This window comes from Dactylosporangium sp. NPDC048998, assembly GCF_043197855.1.
GTDB lineage: Bacteria > Actinomycetota > Actinomycetes > Mycobacteriales > Micromonosporaceae > Dactylosporangium.
In genome coordinates this window covers 382,290-398,834 of the sequence record NZ_JBICTV010000001.1, presented here as the reverse complement: position 1 = coordinate 398,834, position 16,545 = coordinate 382,290, and the positions used below count along the sequence as shown (strand labels likewise).

Here is a 16,545-nt window from a genome sequence, read left to right as displayed (position 1 = left end):
CTGGGCTGTTATGCCTGGGGGTTGTCTTCGGCGGCGGGAGCAGCGGCAGGAGCAGCGGCGGGAGCGGCGTCGGCGGACTTGGCGCCCTCGAGCAGCTCGCGCTCCCACTCGGCGAGCGGCTCGTCACCGGCCACGACGCCCGGCTCGGGCTTCTGGTCGGCCCGGGTGGCGCGCCCGGACCGGGCGATCAGCCCGTCGGCGACGGCGTCGGCGACCACGCGGGTCAGCAGCGCCGCGGAGCGGATGGCGTCGTCGTTGCCCGGGATCGGGAAGTCGACCTCGTCCGGGTCGCAGTTCGTGTCGAGCACGGCGATGACCGGGATGCCCAGCTTCCGCGCCTCGTCGACCGCGATGTGCTCCTTCTTGGTGTCGATCACCCAGATCGCCGACGGCAGCTTCTGCATGTCGCGCAGACCACCCAGCGTGCGGCTCAGCTTGGTCTGCTCGCGCGACAGCTGCAGGGTCTCCTTCTTGGTGTACCCCTGCGCGGTGCCCGTCAGGTCGAGGCTCTCGAGCTCCTTCATCCGCTGCAGCCGCTTGTACACCGTCTGGAAGTTCGTCAGCATGCCGCCCAGCCAGCGGTGGTTCACGTAGGGCTGGCCCACGCGCGTCGCCTGCTCGGCAATCGCCTCCTGGGCCTGCTTCTTCGTGCCGACGAACAGCACGGAGCCGCCCTCGGCCACGGTGTTGCGGATGTAGTCGTACGCCTTCTCGATGTAGTCGAGCGTCTGGCGCAGGTCGATGATGTAGATACCGTTGCGCTCGGTGAAGATGAAGCGCTTCATCTTCGGGTTCCACCGGCGGGTCTGGTGCCCGAAGTGCACGCCGCTCTCGAGCAGCTGGCGCATGGTCACGGTCATGTGCGGGATCCCTTCGATCCTGGTTGTCACGGCGGGCCGGTCGGACCGCCGTCCTGGCGCCCAGTCGTCGGCCGTCTCACCCTTCGCACACGCCGCCGTTACCAGCCGGCGTGCATCGGGACCAGGGCGGCCGCCGCCCTTGAACGCTCGCCCGGCGCGGGAAGAAATGCGGCGGGCTAAGGGAGGGCGCGCGAGGTCGACCGCACGGTGTGCGGTCGCCGGAGGAAAGTGTACGCGCCGGGCCCGGACGACATCGAATGCCCCCGGTGTCGGGTTGTTTGTGCCGCTCTGTCCGCACTTTCGATCATCCCATATCGGGATGCGTCCGGCTTTGTCCGGCTTCTCGGGATTTGTTCGAACCCCTGTGACTCGTCCCGCGACTCGGGTGATTCGGCGGCCCTGTCTTCGGCTTTTCGGCGACCCGGTCGTCGCCCAGGCCCGGCGGTCCGTTTTCGGCTTTTCGGCGGCTCGGATTTCAGCGGCCTAGCTCGTTGACGACACCGCCGGGCTGGAAGGACGACCCGCCCGGCTAGGAGGCGGCCAGCCCGGCGGCGACGAACAGCAGGAGCGCGACCGGCAGATACGCCAGCGGCGTCCGCAGCCACGCCCGCGCCCCAGGGGACGCGGCGGCCGCCCCGCCGATCAGCCCGTACAGCCCGAGCGCGAACATCGGCAGCGCGGGGATCATGAAAATGCCGGAGAGCGTCGCCCCCGCCTGGATCTCCTTGGCCGTCATCGCGCTGAGGAACAGCCGCAGGATCGGCAGCTCGAACAGGATCGTGAGCACGACCAGCACGACCGCCAGCCCGGGCCGCTTGCTCCGGTACACCGCACCCCCCGGCTCCGCCCCCTGCCCGTACTGCTGCGGCGCCGGAACGGCCGCGGTCAGCGTGGTGGGCGCGACGAACGCGCTCGGCGGCGCCCCGGTCGGCCCGCTGGAGACGGGTGCGCCCGAGACCGGCCCGGTCGCACCCTGGCCCGGCGCCCCCGGCCCGCCGATCTGTTGCGTCGTCATCCCCTGGCTCGGGATGCCCTGGCTCGGGATGCCCTGGCTCGGGATGCCCTGGCCCGGGATGCCCTGCGACGGCAGGCCCGGGATGGGCGCGCCGGAGCTCGACAGACCGGACGATCCCGCGCCCGACGATCCCAGGCCCGACGATCCCAGGCCCGACGATCCCAGGCCCGACGATCCCGCGCCGGACGGACCGCCGCCGGACACCGGCCGCTGCAGCGCGGCGCGGTCGATCGCCTCCGACCGCCGCGAGCGACCGCCGAACTCACCGGACAGATCACCCGTGTCGACGGACCGACCGGCGGCCGCCGGGGCGCTGAACTGCCCGCTCGGGCTCTCGCCGTAGCTCAGCGGGTCGCCGCCGTACCCGCGACCGCCGCCCCGCGGGTCGGGAACCCGATACCCGTCGTCGTAGTCCCGCTCGTCCGCGTACCGCGTCGGCGTGTATCCGCGGTCCTCGCGCTCGTCGCCGTACCCGCGATCGGCTTCGTCGCGGCCGCGCGGGCGGTCGTCCCAGTCCCTGTCGTCGCGGCCCCGGTCGTCGCGCATCCGGTCATCACGGCGGTCGTCGTACCCGCGGTCGTCGTATCCACGGTCGTCCGGGTACCAGCGCGAATCCGCATCCGGCTCCGGGGTGAAGTTCCGGCGTCCATCCACGGTGCGTCACGGTAAGCCCTCGCAAAGATCCTCGCCACCCGGCGAAGGTGCCTGTAATCTGCGTCGCTGCCGGGCAACAGTCCGCATGGCCTGTGCCACCGGCCGGCTCACCTCGGACTCCCCTGCGTGCCGGCCAACCTCGACCTCCGCCGTGCCCGGCCGAGACGTCCTGCCGGTCAAGCCGCGGGAAAGGTCCACCGCCCGTCCGTACCAAGGCTCGGCGACCGGCCGGTGCAACGCCCGCCACAGGTAACGCGGCACACGCGGTCTTCGGCGGCTCCCGTCCGCCCACGTCGCGCGGGCGGGCGGCGCCGCACGAGCCGCGGCCGGGCGGTGACCGGCGGCCCGGCGCACCGGCCCCCGTCCACCGGCGCCGCTCACGCACGCCACCGGGCCGGTCTCCCGTCCCGCCCCGGGGAGGGTGGGCCGCATACTCGGGGGGTGACTGACGCCCCTCGTGATCCGCTCGTCGCCCGCATGCGCCCGTTCGGCACCACCATCTTCGCGGAGATGTCGGCGCTCGCCGTGCGCACCGGCTCCGTCAATCTCGGGCAGGGCTTCCCCGACACCGACGGTCCCGCCGCCATGCTCGATGCGGCCGCCGCGGCGATCCACGGCGGGCGCAACCAGTACCCGCCGGGCCCCGGCATCCCCGAGCTGCGCGCCGCGATCTCCGCCCACCAGAAGGCGTTCTGGGGCCTGGACTACGACCCCGACGGCGAGATCCTGGTGACCGCCGGCGCGACCGAGGCGATCGCCGCGAGCATCCTCGCGCTGTGCGAGCCGGGCGACGAGGTCGTCTGCTTCGAGCCCTACTACGACTCCTACGCCGCGTCGATCGCGCTCGCCGGCGCGGTCCGCCGCCCGGTGACGCTGCGGGTCGACGACGGCCGGTACGCCTTCGACCCCGCCGAGCTGCGCGCCGCCTTCGGCCCCCGGACCAGGCTGGTGCTGCTCAACTCCCCGCACAACCCGACCGGCAAGGTCTTCACCCCCGCCGAGCTCGCCCAGATCGCCGAGCTGTGCGTGGAGTACGACGTGCTCGCCGTCACCGACGAGGTGTACGAGCATCTGGTGTTCAGCGACGCCGCCGCCCCGCACCTGCCGCTCGCCGGGCTGCCGGGCATGCGGGAGCGCACACTGCAGATCTCCTCCGCCGGCAAGACGTTCTCGTGCACCGGCTGGAAGATCGGCTGGGCGTGCGGACCTCGGCCGCTGGTGTCCGCCGCGACCCGGGTCAAGCAGTTCCTCACGTACGTCAACGCCGGGCCGCTGCAGCCCGCCGTCGCCGTGGCGCTGGACTCGCCGCCGTCGTACTACCAGGAGTTCCGCGACGACCTGCAGCGCAAGCGCGACCGCCTGTGCAAGGGCCTGGCGGAGGCCGGGTTCGCGGTGCTGCAGCCGGAGGGCACGTACTTCGTGACCGCCGACATCACCCCGCTGGGCGGCACCGACGGCATCCAGTTCTGCCTGTCGCTGCCGGAGCGCTGTGGTGTCGTCGCGGTACCGACGCAGGTCTTCTACGACGACGCGGCGGCGGGCCGTCGGCTCGTGCGGTTCGCGTTCTGCAAACGCGACGAGGTCCTCGACGAGGCGGTCGCCCGGCTGCAGCGGCTCTGACGGGTTCACCGGTCCTCTTCCTCCTCGCCGATCGCGGCCCGCGGCTGGCTGCTCAGCCGGTACCCGCCCGGGCTGGACACCACGAACCCAAGCTCCTCCAGCAGCGGCAGGTTGCGCCGGGCGTCGCGCCCGCTGACCCCGGCCACGGCGGCGATCTGCTCCGCCGACGTGGCCCGTCTCGGCCGTACCGCGTCGAGGATGCGCGCCTGCAGCGGGTCCAGGACGTCCTCGGGCCGCCCCGCGCCCTGGATCGGCACCGCGAGCTCGCCGACGCTGCCAACCTCCTCGATGATCTCCTCGACCCGCGTGACCAGGACCGTGCCCGGCTGCCGCAGCTCGATGTGGCAGCCGACCGACATCGCCGAGTTGATCGGCCCGGGAACCACCATCGCGGAGCGGTGCAGCAGCCGTGCGTACCCGAGCGTGCTGCGCGCCCCGCTCCGCGACCCGGCCTCCACCACCACCGTTCCCTTGGTCGCGGCCGCGATCACCCGGTTGCGGGTCAGAAACCGGGTCTTGTGCGGCTGCGTGCCGGGCGGCCACTCGGTGAGCAGTAGCCCCTCGGCGCCGATCTGTTCGAGCACCGCCGCGTTGGCCGCCGGGTACGCGCGGTCGATGCCGCACGCGAGCACCGCCACTGTGTGCCCTCCGGTGGCCAGCGCGCCGCGGTGCGCGGTCACGTCGACCCCGAGCGCCCCGCCGGACACCACCGTCCAGCCGCGCTCCGCGAGCCCGAAGCCGAACTCGGAGGCGACATATCCGCCGTACCCCGTGATCGCCCTCGCCCCGACCACCGCCACGGACCGTTCCAGCGTCTCCGCCAGTCGCAGCGGCCCACGCAGCCAGACGCACATCGGCGGGTCCGTGTCCCGCCGCAGCATGTTGCCCTCGCGGCTGGCCCGCACCAGCTCGTCGAGCGCACGCGGCCACTCCTCGTCGACGGCGGTGACGATCCGCGCGCCGAGCCGCTCGGCCAGCTCACCCATCTGCGTGGTGAGACGCTCCCCCGGGTTCGCCGAGCCGTCGACGCCCGCCGAGCGCAGCCGGGCCTGCACGGCCCCGGCCAGCCCGGCCGTGATGTTGTACCCGCCGACCACCCTGGCCAGCGCCTCCTGCGCGCCGACGGCCCGGACCAGCAGGCCGAGCTCGCGGCTGCCGGGCTCCACCAGCATGCCAAGCGCCATCCGCGCGGTCCGTTCGTCGCTCATCCACGGCTCCCGGCTCATCGGACAGTCCTCGATCGCAGCTCAAGGGCCTCGCGGACGTCGCCGGCCTCGGGCCGCTCCCGCCCGTCGAGATCCGCAATCGTCCACGCGACCCGCACAGCCCGGTCGAACCCGCGAGCGGACAGGCGGCCACGATCCATGGCCTCCGTGAGCGGCCTTACCACCGGTTTCGGCAGGCGGAAGCGATGGTGCCGCAAGATCGAGCCGGGCACGTCGCCGTTGGAACTGGCGTCCGGTGCCCAGCGCGCGACCGCTGCGCCGCGGGCCGCCCGCACCCGGCCAGCGACGACCGTCGTTGGTTCCACGGCCTCGGCGTTGATCAGGGCCGCCGACCGCACGGGGTCCAGATCGACTTGCAGGTCGACCCGATCCATCAACGGGCCGGACAGCCGCGCCTGGTAGCGCCGGCGCACGATCGACGGGCATTCGCACATGTGCTGGCCGCCCGGCTTCGCGCACGGGCACGGGTTGGCGGCGAGCACGAGCTGGGCACGGGCCGGGTACACGGTCTCGCCATAGGCGCGCCTGAGCCTCACCTGGCCCTCCTCGAGGGGCTGTCGTAGCGCCTCGATCGCGCCATTGGCGAACTCGGCACATTCGTCCAGGAAGAGCACACCGTTGTGGGCCAGGCTGATCGCGCCGGGCTTGGCCAGCCCGCTGCCGCCGCCGACGAGGGCGGCGACCGAGGCCGTGTGGTGCGGCGCCTGCAGCGGTGCCCGGCGGATGAGCGTGCTGCCGGGCGAGAGGAGGCCCGCGACCGAGTGCAGCGCCGTCGCCTCGATCGCCTCCTGGTCATTCAGCGGCGGCAGCACGCCGGGCAGGCGGGCGGCGAGCATCGTCTTGCCGGCGCCTGGGGGACCGAACATCGCGACGTGGTGGCGGCCGGCGGCGGCGAGCTCGATGACCCGCCGGCCGCGCTCCTGGCCGAGAACGTCGGCGAGGTCCAGGGGTGCGGCCTCGGGCGGCGGGGGCTTCGCGGCCGGGTCGAGCAGGTTCTCCGATCCGTACAGGTACCCGATGATCCGGCCGAGGCAGTCGGCGGCGCGGACCTCGATGTCGGGCACCAGGCGCGCCTCGGTGACGTTCGCCAGCGGTACGACCGCGAAGCCGACGCCGGCACGGCTGGCGGCCAGGACCGCCGGGAGGATGCCGCGGACCGGGCGCACGGTGCCGTCCAGGCCGAGCTCGCCGAGGACGACCGCGTCGGCGAGGCGACCGATCGGCAGGTCCGACCCGGCGGCGAGGACGGCGATGGCGACCGCGGCGTCGAAGCCGGAGCCGTGTTTGCGCACGTGCGCAGGCAGAAGGTTGACGGTGATGCGCTGCTGCGGCCAGTACGCGCCGGAGTTGTGCACGGCTGCGCGGACGCGATCGCGGGCCTCGCTGAGCGCGGCGTCCGGCAGGCCGGACACGACGAGGCTCGGCAGGCCCGGCGCGACGTCGGCCTCGACGACAATCACCTCGCCGGCCACGCCGTGCAGGGCGACGGAGCGGACCATGGCGTATCCCATCAGAACGCCCCGCGCAGGTGCTGGACCGCCACCGACCGGCCCACGAGCACGCTGACCACGTCGAAGCGGAGCCGTTCGCCCCGCACGTCGTTGGCCGCCAGCCACATCAGGGCGAGTGTGCGCAGGCGGCGCACCTTGGCCGGCACGAGCGCCTCGGCGGGCTGGCCGTATCGGGTGCCGCGGCGGGTCTTGACCTCCACGAACACCAGGTCGGCGCCGTCCCGGGCGACCACGTCGAGCTCACCCGACCGGCTGCGCCAGTTGCGGTCGAGCAGCACGAGCCCCTGTGACACGAGGTATCGGCAGGCGACGCGTTCGCCGAAGCCGCCGACGAGCTGGTTGTGGTTCGTCATGCGGGCGACTGTGGCGGATCGGGGCGATCAATGCGGCGCGTTGAAGATCAACCTGTGGACAACGAGGTGCTTGTGGATAAATTCGGACAGGTTATTTGACTTTGGTATGCGGCCGGGTCGCGACGCAGGTCGGGCGGGGTGGGGCCACTACCGGGCCGGATTCAAAAAATTTTGCGCCAGTGCTGGTGGACGAGCTCCTGGCCGTACGCCGGCTTACGCTCCTCGCTGTCGAGGACGAACCCGGCGCGCTGGTACAGCCGTCGCGCGTCGGCGAGGACGTCGTGCGTGAACAGGACCATCTCGCGGTAGCCGGCGCGCTGGGCGAACCGGATGCACTCGTCGACCAGCCGGCCGCCGACGCCCAGGCCGCGGGCCTTCGGCTCGACGAGCAGCAGCCGGAGCTTCGCCGTCGCCTCGCAGTCGCGGACGCAGAAGATCGATCCGACGGGCTCGCCGTCGACCTCCGCGATCCAGCCGCGGTCCCACCGGGGGTCGTGCGACTCGGCGTAGTCGGCGACGATGCGCGCGACCATCGCCTCGAACTGCTCGTTCCAGCCGTACTCCGCGGCGTAGAGCGCGCCGTGGCGCTGTACGACCCAGCCGAGGTCCCCCGGGCCGGGTGGGCGCAGTACGACCGTCCGCGCGGACGCGGAGCCGCCCGCGAAAATGGACTCGATAGCGTCCATGGCGCCCACCAGCCGCCGCTGGTCCGCCTCCGTCGCGGTCGTCAGCAGCGCGGCCGCCTGCGCGTCCGAGCGCCTGTCGAGCTCGCCCTGCGCAGCCCGGCCGGCGTCGGTGAGCCTGATGCGCTGCTTGCGCGCGTCCGCGTCCGAGCGCTCGCGCACGACCAGCCCGTCGTTCTCGAAGCGGCCCAGGATGCGGCTCAGATATCCCGCGTCCATGTCCAGCCCCTGCCGCAGGTCGGCGACCTCCAGCGCGGGCGCGGGGGCGGCGGCCAGTTCGTACAGGACTCGCGCCTCGGCGAGGGAGTAGGGCGAGTCGAGCAGCCCGGCCCGCAGAACGCCGATCAGGTTCGTGTAGAAGCGGTTGAATCGCCTCACCGCGGCCACCGTCTCGATAGTCATAGTTGACATCGTCATGCGATCCGTTGACTCTGTCAACGATCTCCCGGAAAGCCGGGCGACGTGGCGTCGTAACTGTTGGGAAACGCGGCGTCGTCAGGCTTGCCCCATGTCGCTACGTCACGTAATCGTCGAGCTTCCCGACCGACCCGGCTCCCTCGGTCAGGTGACCACGCTCCTCGGGCGCCTCGGCGTCGACATCCGCCAGATGCGGGTGCTGAGCCGCGACGGCGCGGTGGCGACGGACGAATTCGTGGTCAGCGTGCCGGGCCCGGTCATCGACCGGACGCTGCCGGAGCTTCTCGAAGAAATTCAAGGAGTTCGTGTACTCACGGTTGTGCCGACCGACACCGATAGCGGGATAGCGGGCGCTATCGTGGCGCTATGACCGCTCCTGTCGACAAGCTCGTGGAGCTGCTCGAATCGCTCCCGCCCGCCGACCGTCAAGAGATCACCGTCTGGCTGCTCAACCGCACCGTCCCCGCCGGCCCGGGGGCGCTACTGGCCAGCGCCACGCTGCGCGGCCGCAACCTGATGGGCGCACCCGACCTGCGCCCCGAGAGCAGCCACGGCGCGCTCGGGGGCTCGCTGCCGGTGGGCGAGGAGAGCCAGCTGGTGACGTTCCGCCTGCCGGCCGAGCGGCACGCCGAGCTGCGCGCCTGGTGCACCGAACACGGCTTCACGATGGCCGCCGTGGTGCGCGGGCTCATCGAACGGTTCCTCGAAGAGCAGCAGCGCAGGTGAAGCCGCGCAAGGCAGCCTCGACCGGGACCGCGGCCGGGACCGCCGAGCTGCACGAGCGGCTGCCCCCGGCGATGCGGGAGGCCGTCGACGACTTCGCGCGGCACCTCGCGGCCGAGCGGAACCGGTCGGTGCACACGGTGCGGGCGTATGTCGGCGATGTCGTGTCGCTGCTGGACCATGCCGTGGCCGCGGGCGCGGAGGCCCCCGCCGCGCTGACGCTGGCGGTGCTGCGCGGGTGGCTCGCGCGGAGGCGGGCGGCCGGGCATGCCCGGACGAGCCTGGCCAGGCATGCGGCGGCCGCGCGGACGTTCACCGCATGGGCGAAGCGGGAGGGCCTCGCCGACGCGGACCCCGGGCAGCGGCTGGCCAGCCCGAAGGCGCACCGCGACCTGCCGACCGTGCTCCGCGCGGATCAGGCCGAGACGTTGGTGACGTCCCCTTCCGGGCGCGCGGACGCGCTGGGGCTGCGCGACCGGGCGGTGCTGGAGCTGCTGTACGGCACCGGGATCCGGGTCAGCGAGCTGTGCGGCCTGGACCTCGGCGACGTGGACCGGATGCGCCGCGTCGTGCGGGTCGTCGGCAAGGGCGACAAGGAGCGCTCGGTGCCGTACGGGCTGCCGGCCGACCAGGCCCTGACCGAATGGCTGCGGCACGGCCGGCCGGCGCTGGAGGCCGCGCAGAGTGGCCAGGCACTGCTGCTGGGCGCCCGCGGTGGCCGGCTGCAGGCCGGGGCGGCCCGGCGGGTCGTCGACGGGTACGCCCGGGCCGCCGGCCTGCCGCCCACCTCGCCGCACGACCTGCGTCATTCCGCCGCCACGCACCTGCTGGAGGGCGGCGCCGACCTGCGCTCGGTGCAGGAGATACTCGGCCACGCCTCGCTGTCGAGTACGCAGATCTACACCCACGTGTCGATCGAGCGGCTGCGGAGCGCGTACGAGCAGGCGCATCCGCGCGCGTAGGCACCCAAGCCGGCGCGGCCGCGCGCGTCAGACACCCCGCCAGCGCGTCCAGGCGCGGAGACAGCCGAGCTGGCGCGTCCGCGCGCGACGGGTCCGCGCGATGGCGGCCAGACCCGGCCCGTGGCCGCGCCGGCGTGCCGAGGTCCATCCGGGGCGGGGCGGGCGCGGTAGCGCGCGGGGCGTGGGCGCGCGTCGGGGGGCGTGGAGGGCCAAGCAGCCGCGGGCACGCGGGTTGGAGCCCTAAGATCGTGGATGTGTCCGCACCCGAGCCGCTTCCGGGCGCGCGGCTGCTCTTCTCGCACGATGCAGCCGTCGCGCATCTGAACCACGGGGCGTTCGGCATGGTGCCGATCACCGTTCAGCGGGCCCAGCAGCGGCTCCGCGAGGAGATGGACGCCAACCCGCACCGATTCTTCGCCGTCGGGCTCGAGGAGCGTATCGCGCACGTACGGCGGCACCTGGCCGCGTTCGTGGGCGCCGATCCGGAGGGTACGGCGCTGGTCGGCAACGCCAGCACGGGCACGTCGATCGTGCTCGGGAGCCTCTCCCTCGGTACCGAGGACGAGATCGTGACGACCGATCACGGCTACGGCGCGGTGGATCTCGCCGTGGCGGCGACCTGCCGGCGGACCGGGGCGGTCCATCGGGTCGCGCGGGTGCCGCTGGCGGCGGACGATGCGACGGTGATCGCGGCCGTGCTGGACGCGATCACCGCGCGGACGCGGCTGGTGATCGTCGACCACGTCACCGCCGCGACCGCGCGGGTGTTCCCGGTGCGGCGCATCATCGAGGCGGTGCGGGGGCGCTGGGGCGACCGGGTGGCGGTCCACGTCGACGCCGCGCATGTGCCGGGCATGCTCGACCCGGCGGTGAGCGAGCTCGGCGCGGACTTCTGGGTCGGCAACCTGCACAAGTGGGCGTACGCGCCTCGGGGCACCGCGCTGCTGGCCGTCGCGCCCGCGTGGCGGGACCGGATCCGGCCGCTGGTGCTGTCGTGGTCGGCCGAGGCGGGCTTCCCGGCCAGCCTGGAGTGGCTCGGCGCGCACGACTACACGTCGTGGCTCGCGGCACCGACGGGGCTGTTCGTGCTGCGCTCGCTCGGCATCGAGGTGGTGCGGCGGCACAACACGGCGCTCGCCGAATACGGGCAGGGCGTGGTCGCGGAGGCGCTCGGGGCCGAGGTGCCGGCCGCTACCGGGCTGCCGATGACGCTGATCCCGCTGCCCGCGGGCGTGGCGGTCGACCAGGCGGGCGCGGCCGCGCTGCGCCGGCGGATCTCGGACGAGCTCGCCGCCGAGGTGGGGCTCGCCGGCTGGCGCGGGCGCGGATACCTGCGGCTGTCGGCCCAGGTGTACAACCGGCCCGAGGACTACCAGCGGCTCGCCGAGGGCCTGCCAAAACTACTGGAACGCCCGTAGCCCACGCGCGGACGCGGCACCCACCAAACGAGCACAGCGCGCGCGGGCGCACTGAAGCAGAGACCGAGCCGCGTGCGGCATCAGGAACAGCGCGCCGGGCCGACGGGCTACCTCAGCGGAAGCAGGCGGACGCGGGCGCGGTGCAGCAGGGTGAGCGGATCGGAGTACACCCCCTCGTCCGAGCGCAAGCCCCAGTGCAGGCAGGCCGCGACCGGGCAGCGCGGATGGCCCGGTCTCAGCGTGCCCAGTTGCGTCCCCGGGGACACGGCCTGGCCCTCCACGACGGTGGGGGCCACCGGCTCGTACGTGGTGCGGAACCCGCCCGGATGCCGGACGCTCACCACCGGCCGCCCGCCGACGGTCCCGGCGAAGATCACCGTGCCTGGGCCGGCGCTGCGCACGATCTGCCCGGGGGCGCCTGCCAGGTCGACGCCGCGGTGGCCGGCGGCGTACCGGTCCGAGGGCGGCTCGAAGCCCCTGGTGACCGTCACGGGGCCGTCCAGCGGCGCCTGGTACCCCTCAGCCAGGGGCTCATGGGCAACCGGCGTCTCGCGGGAGACCGGCGGTGAGGCGAGCGCGGAGCCGACGGCCGCCACGGCGGCACCGGCGGCGGCGAGGACGGTAGCGGCGGTGACCAGGATCCCGAAACGAACCAGCGTCTTGAACATGGCGGGCAGCGTTGCCGAAACGGGCGTTCGCGGCAAACGCGATCATGGCTATCCTGTGGACAAAGCACCGCTTGTGGACAACCCGCGCGCCGCCGCGAAATGTGCTAGAAGCGCCGGACAAATCGGGAGGAAACCGGCATGAACGCATTGAAGGCCGTGCTCGTCGTCGTCGGGCTGATCGTGGTCGGCATGCTCGCGTGGTGGCTGCTCAAGCTGGTGTTCAGCCTGGTGCTGTACCTGGTCGTCGGGGCGCTCGTCGTGGGCGCGGGCTGGTACGTGTACAACCGCTATGGCAAGCCGACGCGGACCCGGCGCTGGTAGAAAATTTCTTCTCCGGGTCCGCGCGACGGCGAGGCGTCAGCCGCCGAAGCCGTTGTCCGGCAGCGAGATGTCGGGCTTCTCGAGCTCCTCGACGTTGACGTCCTTGAACGTCATCACCCGGACGTTCTTCACGAACCGGGCGGGACGGTACATGTCCCAGACCCACGCGTCGTGCATCTCGACCTCGAAGTAGACCTCGCCGTCGGAGTTGCGCACGTGCAGGTCGACCTGGTTGGCCAGGTAGAACCGGCGCTCCGTCTCCACCACGTAGGAGAACTGGCGGACGATGTCGCGGTACTCCCGGTAGAGCTGGAGTTCCATCTCGGTCTCGTACTTCTCGAGATCTTCGGCGCTCATCGCGGTCCGCCTTCCATAGCCACATTGTCGCCCACTTGCGCCGGAACCCGTGCGGCCTCGCCGGGCGCCACGCCGACGTTACCGCGCCTTTGCCCCGGCCGCTCCACCGCCGCCACGTTCGCGTAGGAGAAACGGTGCTCGGGACACGGCCCGTGGGCGGCGAGCGCGGCGCCGTGGTCCGGCGTCGAATAACCTTTGTGCTCGTCGAAGCCGTACTCGGGGTACGACTCGTGCAGTTTCTCCATGATGCGGTCTCGCGTGACCTTCGCCACGACGCTCGCCGCCGCGACGCACGCGGCGACCTGGTCGCCCTTCCACACCGCGAGGCCGGGTATGCCGATGCCGTCGACCTTGAAGCCGTCGGTGAGCGCGTAGTCGGGGCGCACGGACAGGCCCGCGAGGGCGCGGCGCATGCCGGCGAGGTTGCACACGTGCAGGCCGCGGCGGTCGATGTCGCCGGGTGGGATGATCACGGCGCTCCACGCCTCCGCGCGCCTGATCACCTGCTCGTAGATGCGCTCCCGCGCGGCCGCGGTGAGCAGCTTGGAGTCGTTGAGCTCCTCGATCTCGCCGCGGCGGCCCGGCGGCAGGATGACGGCGGCGACCACGAGCGGCCCCGCGCAGGCCCCACGGCCCGCCTCGTCGGCGCCGGCCACCCGGGTGAAGCCTCGCCGCTGCAGGGCCCGTTCGAGCGCCCACAGGCCCGCTGCGCGGTGCACGACGGTGCGCGGAGGCGCGAGCATGCTCAGCCCACCTCCCGCAGGAGATCGGCGAGGTCCGGCGGGTAGAAACGCTCCGACGTCGCGTCGAGTTCGCCTGCGGACCACCAGCGGGTGGCGTCGACGCTGGTGACCTCGTAGTCGGCGAGGTTGGCCAGGTCGGCGGTGAACGCGTCCGCGCGCACGACGAAGAACGACTGCCGCTGCGAGTACCAGCGGCCGTCGAACGGGAACTCGACCCGGTCGGTGCGGACGGGGCCGACGAGGTCGGCGGGGGTGATGCGCAGCCCGGTCTCCTCGTAGACCTCGCGCACGGCCGTCTCGGTGAGCGACTCACCCGCCTCCACGCCACCGCCGACGGTGAACCAGTAGCGGTGCTCTGGGCGCGCCGGATCGCATCCGCGCAGCAGCAGCACACGCCCGGACGGGTCGAGCAGCAGCACCCGAGCCGCCCGGCGGTCGATGTCCGCCGCAGCCTCCGTCATACCGACGAGACTACGGCGTTGTCACTTGGAAGTCGGATCCGGCACCTTGTCGAAGCCGTCGGGGACGCTGAGCCAATTCGCTCGCGAGAAGGGCCAGAAGACCACGAAGGCGCGTCCGATGACGTCGCTCTCGGCGATCGTCGCCTGGTTCGGGTCCTTCGTGCGGATGAAGTTGTACCGCGAGTCGCCCGACCGCGACCGATGGTCACCCATCACCCAGAGACGGTCCTTGGGGACGGTGACGTCGAACTGTTCCTCGCTCGGCAGGTCCTGCAGCCCGTCCGGGTTGGTGTAGATGTACGGCTCGTCCAGCGCCGTGCCGTTGATCGTGATCCGCTGCTTGTCGTCGCAGCACACGACGTGGTCGCCACCGACGGCGATGACGCGCTTGATGAAGTCCTCTTCGGACGGGTCGTTGCGCCACGAGTCGGGCGCCCGGAACACGATGATCTCGCCGCGGTGGGGGGAGCGGAAGTCGTACACCAGCTTGTTGACGAGCACGCGATCCTTGATCAGCAGCGTGTTCTCCATCGATTCGGACGGGATGTAGAACGTCTGCAGGACGAAGGCCCGCACCACCACGGCGACGATGATCGCCACGCCCAGCAACACCGGCAGTTCGCGCCAGAACGTACTGGGTTTCTTGGTCTGCTCGTCAATCACGCCCTGAAGGGTACGTGCTCGTCACCATCGGCGATGCCTCAACCGCTCCTGACGCGCCGAACGGGTCGAAAGCCCCAGGGAAACCACGATCGGGGCAATCACCATGTCCGGGACGGGCGGGATGGCGGGCGCAGGCGTGATTCGCGGCCCCGGAGGCCCCATAGCCGCGGGTTTCGGGACGTTCTTGAACGTGTCGGGCACCGGTAGCCAGCCCCATCGGCTGCTGGGCCACAGGATGACGAACGCGCGGCCGATCACGTTGGCGATCGGGACCTGTCCCTGGCAGCGGGAGTCCTGCGACACGCCGCGATGGTCGCCCATCACGAACATCTGGCCCGGCTGCACCTTCACCGGGCCGAACCGGCGCGCCGTGCACTGCTTCGGGTTGGGCGCGGCGTCCAGCGGCGAGTCCTCGTACAGGTACGGCGACTCGTCGAGCGGATAACCGTTGACCGTCACCCTGCCGTCCACGTCGCAGCACGCCACGGTGTCTCCGGGCAGGCCGATCACCCGTTTGATGAAGTCCTTCTCGCCGGGTTGGGAAAAGCCCACAAGATCGCCGACGGTACGGCCGAGCTCCGCGAAGAAGCCGGCGTCCTTGTCGACCTGGTTCTCCGGCGCCCACGCGTCGGGGCCGGTGAAGACGACGACCTCGCCCCGCTCGGGCTCGCGCACGTCGTAGAGGACCTTGTTGACCAGCACCCGGTCACCGACGAGGAGGGTCTCCTCCATCGAGCCCGACGGGATGAAGAACGCCTGCACCAGGAACGTGCGGATGAGCACGGCGAGGCAGAACGCGACGATCAGCAGCAGCGGCAGCTCCTGCCACAGCGGCATGTTCTTGCGCTTGCGGCGGACCTTGCTGCCCCACGAGGACGTCGAATCGTCGTCGTCGTAGTCGCCGCGCGCGCGGGAGCGCGACCCCGACCCCGTGGAGCGCTCGCCGCGGTCATAGCTTCGTTCGTACCGCTCGCCTCGGTCCCGGCGGTCGCCGTAGCCGTCGTCGTCCTCGAACGCGCGGTCTCGCACGATCGGCGGCTCGTCGCTGTCCCGGCGGCCGCGGCGCGAGCCGTACGGGTCGTCCCAGGCCCGGCTGCCGCGGTTCCAGTCGCCGCGGTCGGAGTCGTCGCGCTGGTCACCCTGGCGGGGCGCGACGTCGCGGCGCCCGTGGGCGTCGCCGCGCGTCCAGCCACCGTCGTAGGCGCGCTGCTCCTCCGGGGCGTCCGGGCGGCCCGTGGCGGCCCAGTAGTCGTGGCCCGGGTAGCTGACGCTGCCGAAGGGGTGTTCCTGCTGCTGCCCACGCTCGTCGCCCGCCTGGTCCAGGTGGCGGTTACGTGGGTGTAGGTCTTCGGCGCGATCGTCGTAACCATCGCGTCCGTAGGGGTCGCTTGCCATCGGCGTCAGCCTAGAGGCACAAGACCACTTTGGGGAGCCCGGTTCCGCTTGACCAAAAGACCCGATCCCGGACGCGACTCAGGGAGGGTACGCACAGCGCCCCTCCCCGACGACGATTCAGTGAAACGCGCGGTCAGCTGCTGACCTTGGTCTCGCGCTTCTCCTTGATCTTGGCCTTCTTGCCCCGCAGGTCGCGCAGGTAGTACAGCTTGGCGCGGCGCACGTCGCCGCGGGTCACGACCTCGATCTTGTCGACGGCCGGGCTGTTGACCGGGTAGGTGCGCTCGACGCCGACGCCGAAGCTCACCTTGCGAACCGAGAAAGTCTCCCGCAGGCCAGCGCCCTGGCGACGGATCACGACGCCCTGGAAGACCTGGACCCGGGACCGGTTGCCCTCGACGACCCGGGCGTGCACCTTGATGGTGTCGCCGGCGCGGAAGCTCGGGATATCGGTCCGCTGCGACTGTGCGTCCAGCGCGTCCAGCGTGTTCATCG

18 protein-coding genes and 1 pseudogene are annotated in these 16,545 nt (G+C 72.2%); 6 read left to right on the top strand and 13 right to left on the bottom strand.

What is annotated here, in order from left to right:
• Window positions 1–8: 8 nt before the first annotated feature.
• On the bottom strand, window positions 9–860 hold the full coding sequence (gene rpsB / locus ACGFI8_RS01890) for a 30S ribosomal protein S2 (RefSeq protein WP_392798535.1): 852 nt from the start codon (window positions 858–860) through the stop codon (window positions 9–11).
• A 529-nt stretch (window positions 861–1,389) separates the two neighbouring features.
• Window positions 1,390–2,529: a hypothetical protein gene (locus tag ACGFI8_RS01885; protein WP_392798533.1), complete on the bottom strand. Its 1,140-nt coding sequence runs from the start codon at window positions 2,527–2,529 to the stop codon at window positions 1,390–1,392.
• Window positions 2,530–2,970: 441 nt separating this feature from the next.
• Between ACGFI8_RS01885 and ACGFI8_RS01880 the strand changes: the two genes are divergently transcribed.
• Entirely contained in the window at window positions 2,971–4,149 is a 1,179-nt protein-coding gene (locus tag ACGFI8_RS01880; protein ID WP_392798531.1) for a pyridoxal phosphate-dependent aminotransferase, read from the top strand.
• Between the two features lie 5 nt (window positions 4,150–4,154).
• Here the strand turns inward: ACGFI8_RS01880 and dprA are convergent, their stop codons facing one another.
• The 4 genes from dprA to ACGFI8_RS01860 all read right to left on the bottom strand — a co-directional run bounded on the left by dprA (window position 4,155) and on the right by ACGFI8_RS01860 (window position 8,324).
• Window positions 4,155–5,357: a DNA-processing protein DprA gene (dprA, locus tag ACGFI8_RS01875; RefSeq protein ID WP_392798527.1), complete on the bottom strand. Its 1,203-nt coding sequence runs from the start codon at window positions 5,355–5,357 to the stop codon at window positions 4,155–4,157.
• A gap of 14 nt (window positions 5,358–5,371) precedes the next feature.
• On the bottom strand, window positions 5,372–6,886 hold the full coding sequence (locus tag ACGFI8_RS01870) for a YifB family Mg chelatase-like AAA ATPase (RefSeq protein ID WP_392798524.1): 1,515 nt from the start codon (window positions 6,884–6,886) through the stop codon (window positions 5,372–5,374).
• On the bottom strand, window positions 6,886–7,239 hold the full coding sequence (locus ACGFI8_RS01865; protein ID WP_392798521.1) for a YraN family protein: 354 nt from the start codon (window positions 7,237–7,239) through the stop codon (window positions 6,886–6,888). The genes ACGFI8_RS01870 and ACGFI8_RS01865 overlap by 1 nt, the downstream gene beginning before the upstream one ends.
• 161 nt (window positions 7,240–7,400) lie before the next feature.
• Window positions 7,401–8,324 carry a GNAT family N-acetyltransferase gene (locus ACGFI8_RS01860; protein ID WP_392798518.1) on the bottom strand — a complete coding sequence of 308 codons (924 nt, stop codon included), beginning with the start codon at window positions 8,322–8,324 and terminating at the stop codon, window positions 7,401–7,403.
• A 13-nt stretch (window positions 8,325–8,337) separates the two neighbouring features.
• Here ACGFI8_RS01860 and ACGFI8_RS01855 point away from each other — a divergent pair, with 13 nt between their 5' ends.
• The 4 genes from ACGFI8_RS01855 to ACGFI8_RS01840 all read left to right on the top strand — a co-directional run bounded on the left by ACGFI8_RS01855 (window position 8,338) and on the right by ACGFI8_RS01840 (window position 11,442).
• On the top strand, window positions 8,338–8,709 hold the full coding sequence (locus ACGFI8_RS01855; protein ID WP_392798515.1) for an ACT domain-containing protein: 372 nt from the start codon (window positions 8,338–8,340) through the stop codon (window positions 8,707–8,709).
• Window positions 8,706–9,065: a hypothetical protein gene (locus ACGFI8_RS01850; protein WP_392798512.1), complete on the top strand. Its 360-nt coding sequence runs from the start codon at window positions 8,706–8,708 to the stop codon at window positions 9,063–9,065. Before ACGFI8_RS01855 ends, ACGFI8_RS01850 begins: the two co-directional genes overlap by 4 nt.
• 71 nt (window positions 9,066–9,136) lie before the next feature.
• On the top strand, window positions 9,137–10,024 hold the full coding sequence (locus ACGFI8_RS01845; protein WP_392799605.1) for a tyrosine recombinase XerC: 888 nt from the start codon (window positions 9,137–9,139) through the stop codon (window positions 10,022–10,024).
• A gap of 254 nt (window positions 10,025–10,278) precedes the next feature.
• The gene (locus ACGFI8_RS01840; RefSeq protein ID WP_392798509.1) at window positions 10,279–11,442 is read left to right on the top strand and encodes an aminotransferase class V-fold PLP-dependent enzyme; all 1,164 of its coding nucleotides are present in this window, start codon (window positions 10,279–10,281) and stop codon (window positions 11,440–11,442) included.
• 107 nt (window positions 11,443–11,549) lie between these two features.
• Here ACGFI8_RS01840 and ACGFI8_RS01835 read toward each other — a convergent pair whose 3' ends face one another.
• Complete coding sequence (locus tag ACGFI8_RS01835) at window positions 11,550–12,110, bottom strand: M23 family metallopeptidase (protein ID WP_392798506.1); 561 nt, start codon at window positions 12,108–12,110, stop codon at window positions 11,550–11,552.
• Window positions 12,111–12,248: 138 nt separating this feature from the next.
• Here ACGFI8_RS01835 and ACGFI8_RS01830 point away from each other — a divergent pair, with 138 nt between their 5' ends.
• Window positions 12,249–12,431, top strand: coding sequence for a hypothetical protein (locus tag ACGFI8_RS01830; RefSeq protein ID WP_392798503.1), 183 nt, complete (start codon window positions 12,249–12,251; stop codon window positions 12,429–12,431).
• Between the two features lie 36 nt (window positions 12,432–12,467).
• Here ACGFI8_RS01830 and ACGFI8_RS01825 read toward each other — a convergent pair whose 3' ends face one another.
• The 6 genes and pseudogenes from ACGFI8_RS01825 to rplS all read right to left on the bottom strand — a co-directional run bounded on the left by ACGFI8_RS01825 (window position 12,468) and on the right by rplS (window position 16,543).
• Window positions 12,468–12,788, bottom strand: a complete 321-nt coding sequence (locus ACGFI8_RS01825) for a DUF2469 domain-containing protein (protein WP_033357832.1) — start codon at window positions 12,786–12,788, stop codon at window positions 12,468–12,470.
• Window positions 12,785–13,531 (bottom strand): ribonuclease HII, encoded by a 747-nt coding sequence (locus ACGFI8_RS01820; protein ID WP_392798500.1) that lies wholly within the window; start codon window positions 13,529–13,531, stop codon window positions 12,785–12,787. Before ACGFI8_RS01820 ends, ACGFI8_RS01825 begins: the two co-directional genes overlap by 4 nt.
• Before the next feature lie 2 nt (window positions 13,532–13,533).
• Window positions 13,534–13,992, bottom strand: coding sequence for an NUDIX hydrolase (locus tag ACGFI8_RS01815; RefSeq protein ID WP_392798497.1), 459 nt, complete (start codon window positions 13,990–13,992; stop codon window positions 13,534–13,536).
• A 21-nt stretch (window positions 13,993–14,013) separates the two neighbouring features.
• Entirely contained in the window at window positions 14,014–14,655 is a 642-nt protein-coding gene (gene lepB, locus ACGFI8_RS01810) for a signal peptidase I (protein ID WP_392798494.1), read from the bottom strand.
• A 21-nt stretch (window positions 14,656–14,676) separates the two neighbouring features.
• Window positions 14,677–15,549 (bottom strand): annotated as a pseudogene (lepB, locus tag ACGFI8_RS01805) (signal peptidase I); the annotation flags it as partial.
• A 634-nt stretch (window positions 15,550–16,183) separates the two neighbouring features.
• Complete coding sequence (gene rplS / locus ACGFI8_RS01800; protein WP_366226223.1) at window positions 16,184–16,543, bottom strand: 50S ribosomal protein L19; 360 nt, start codon at window positions 16,541–16,543, stop codon at window positions 16,184–16,186.
• Window positions 16,544–16,545: the final 2 nt, after the last annotated feature.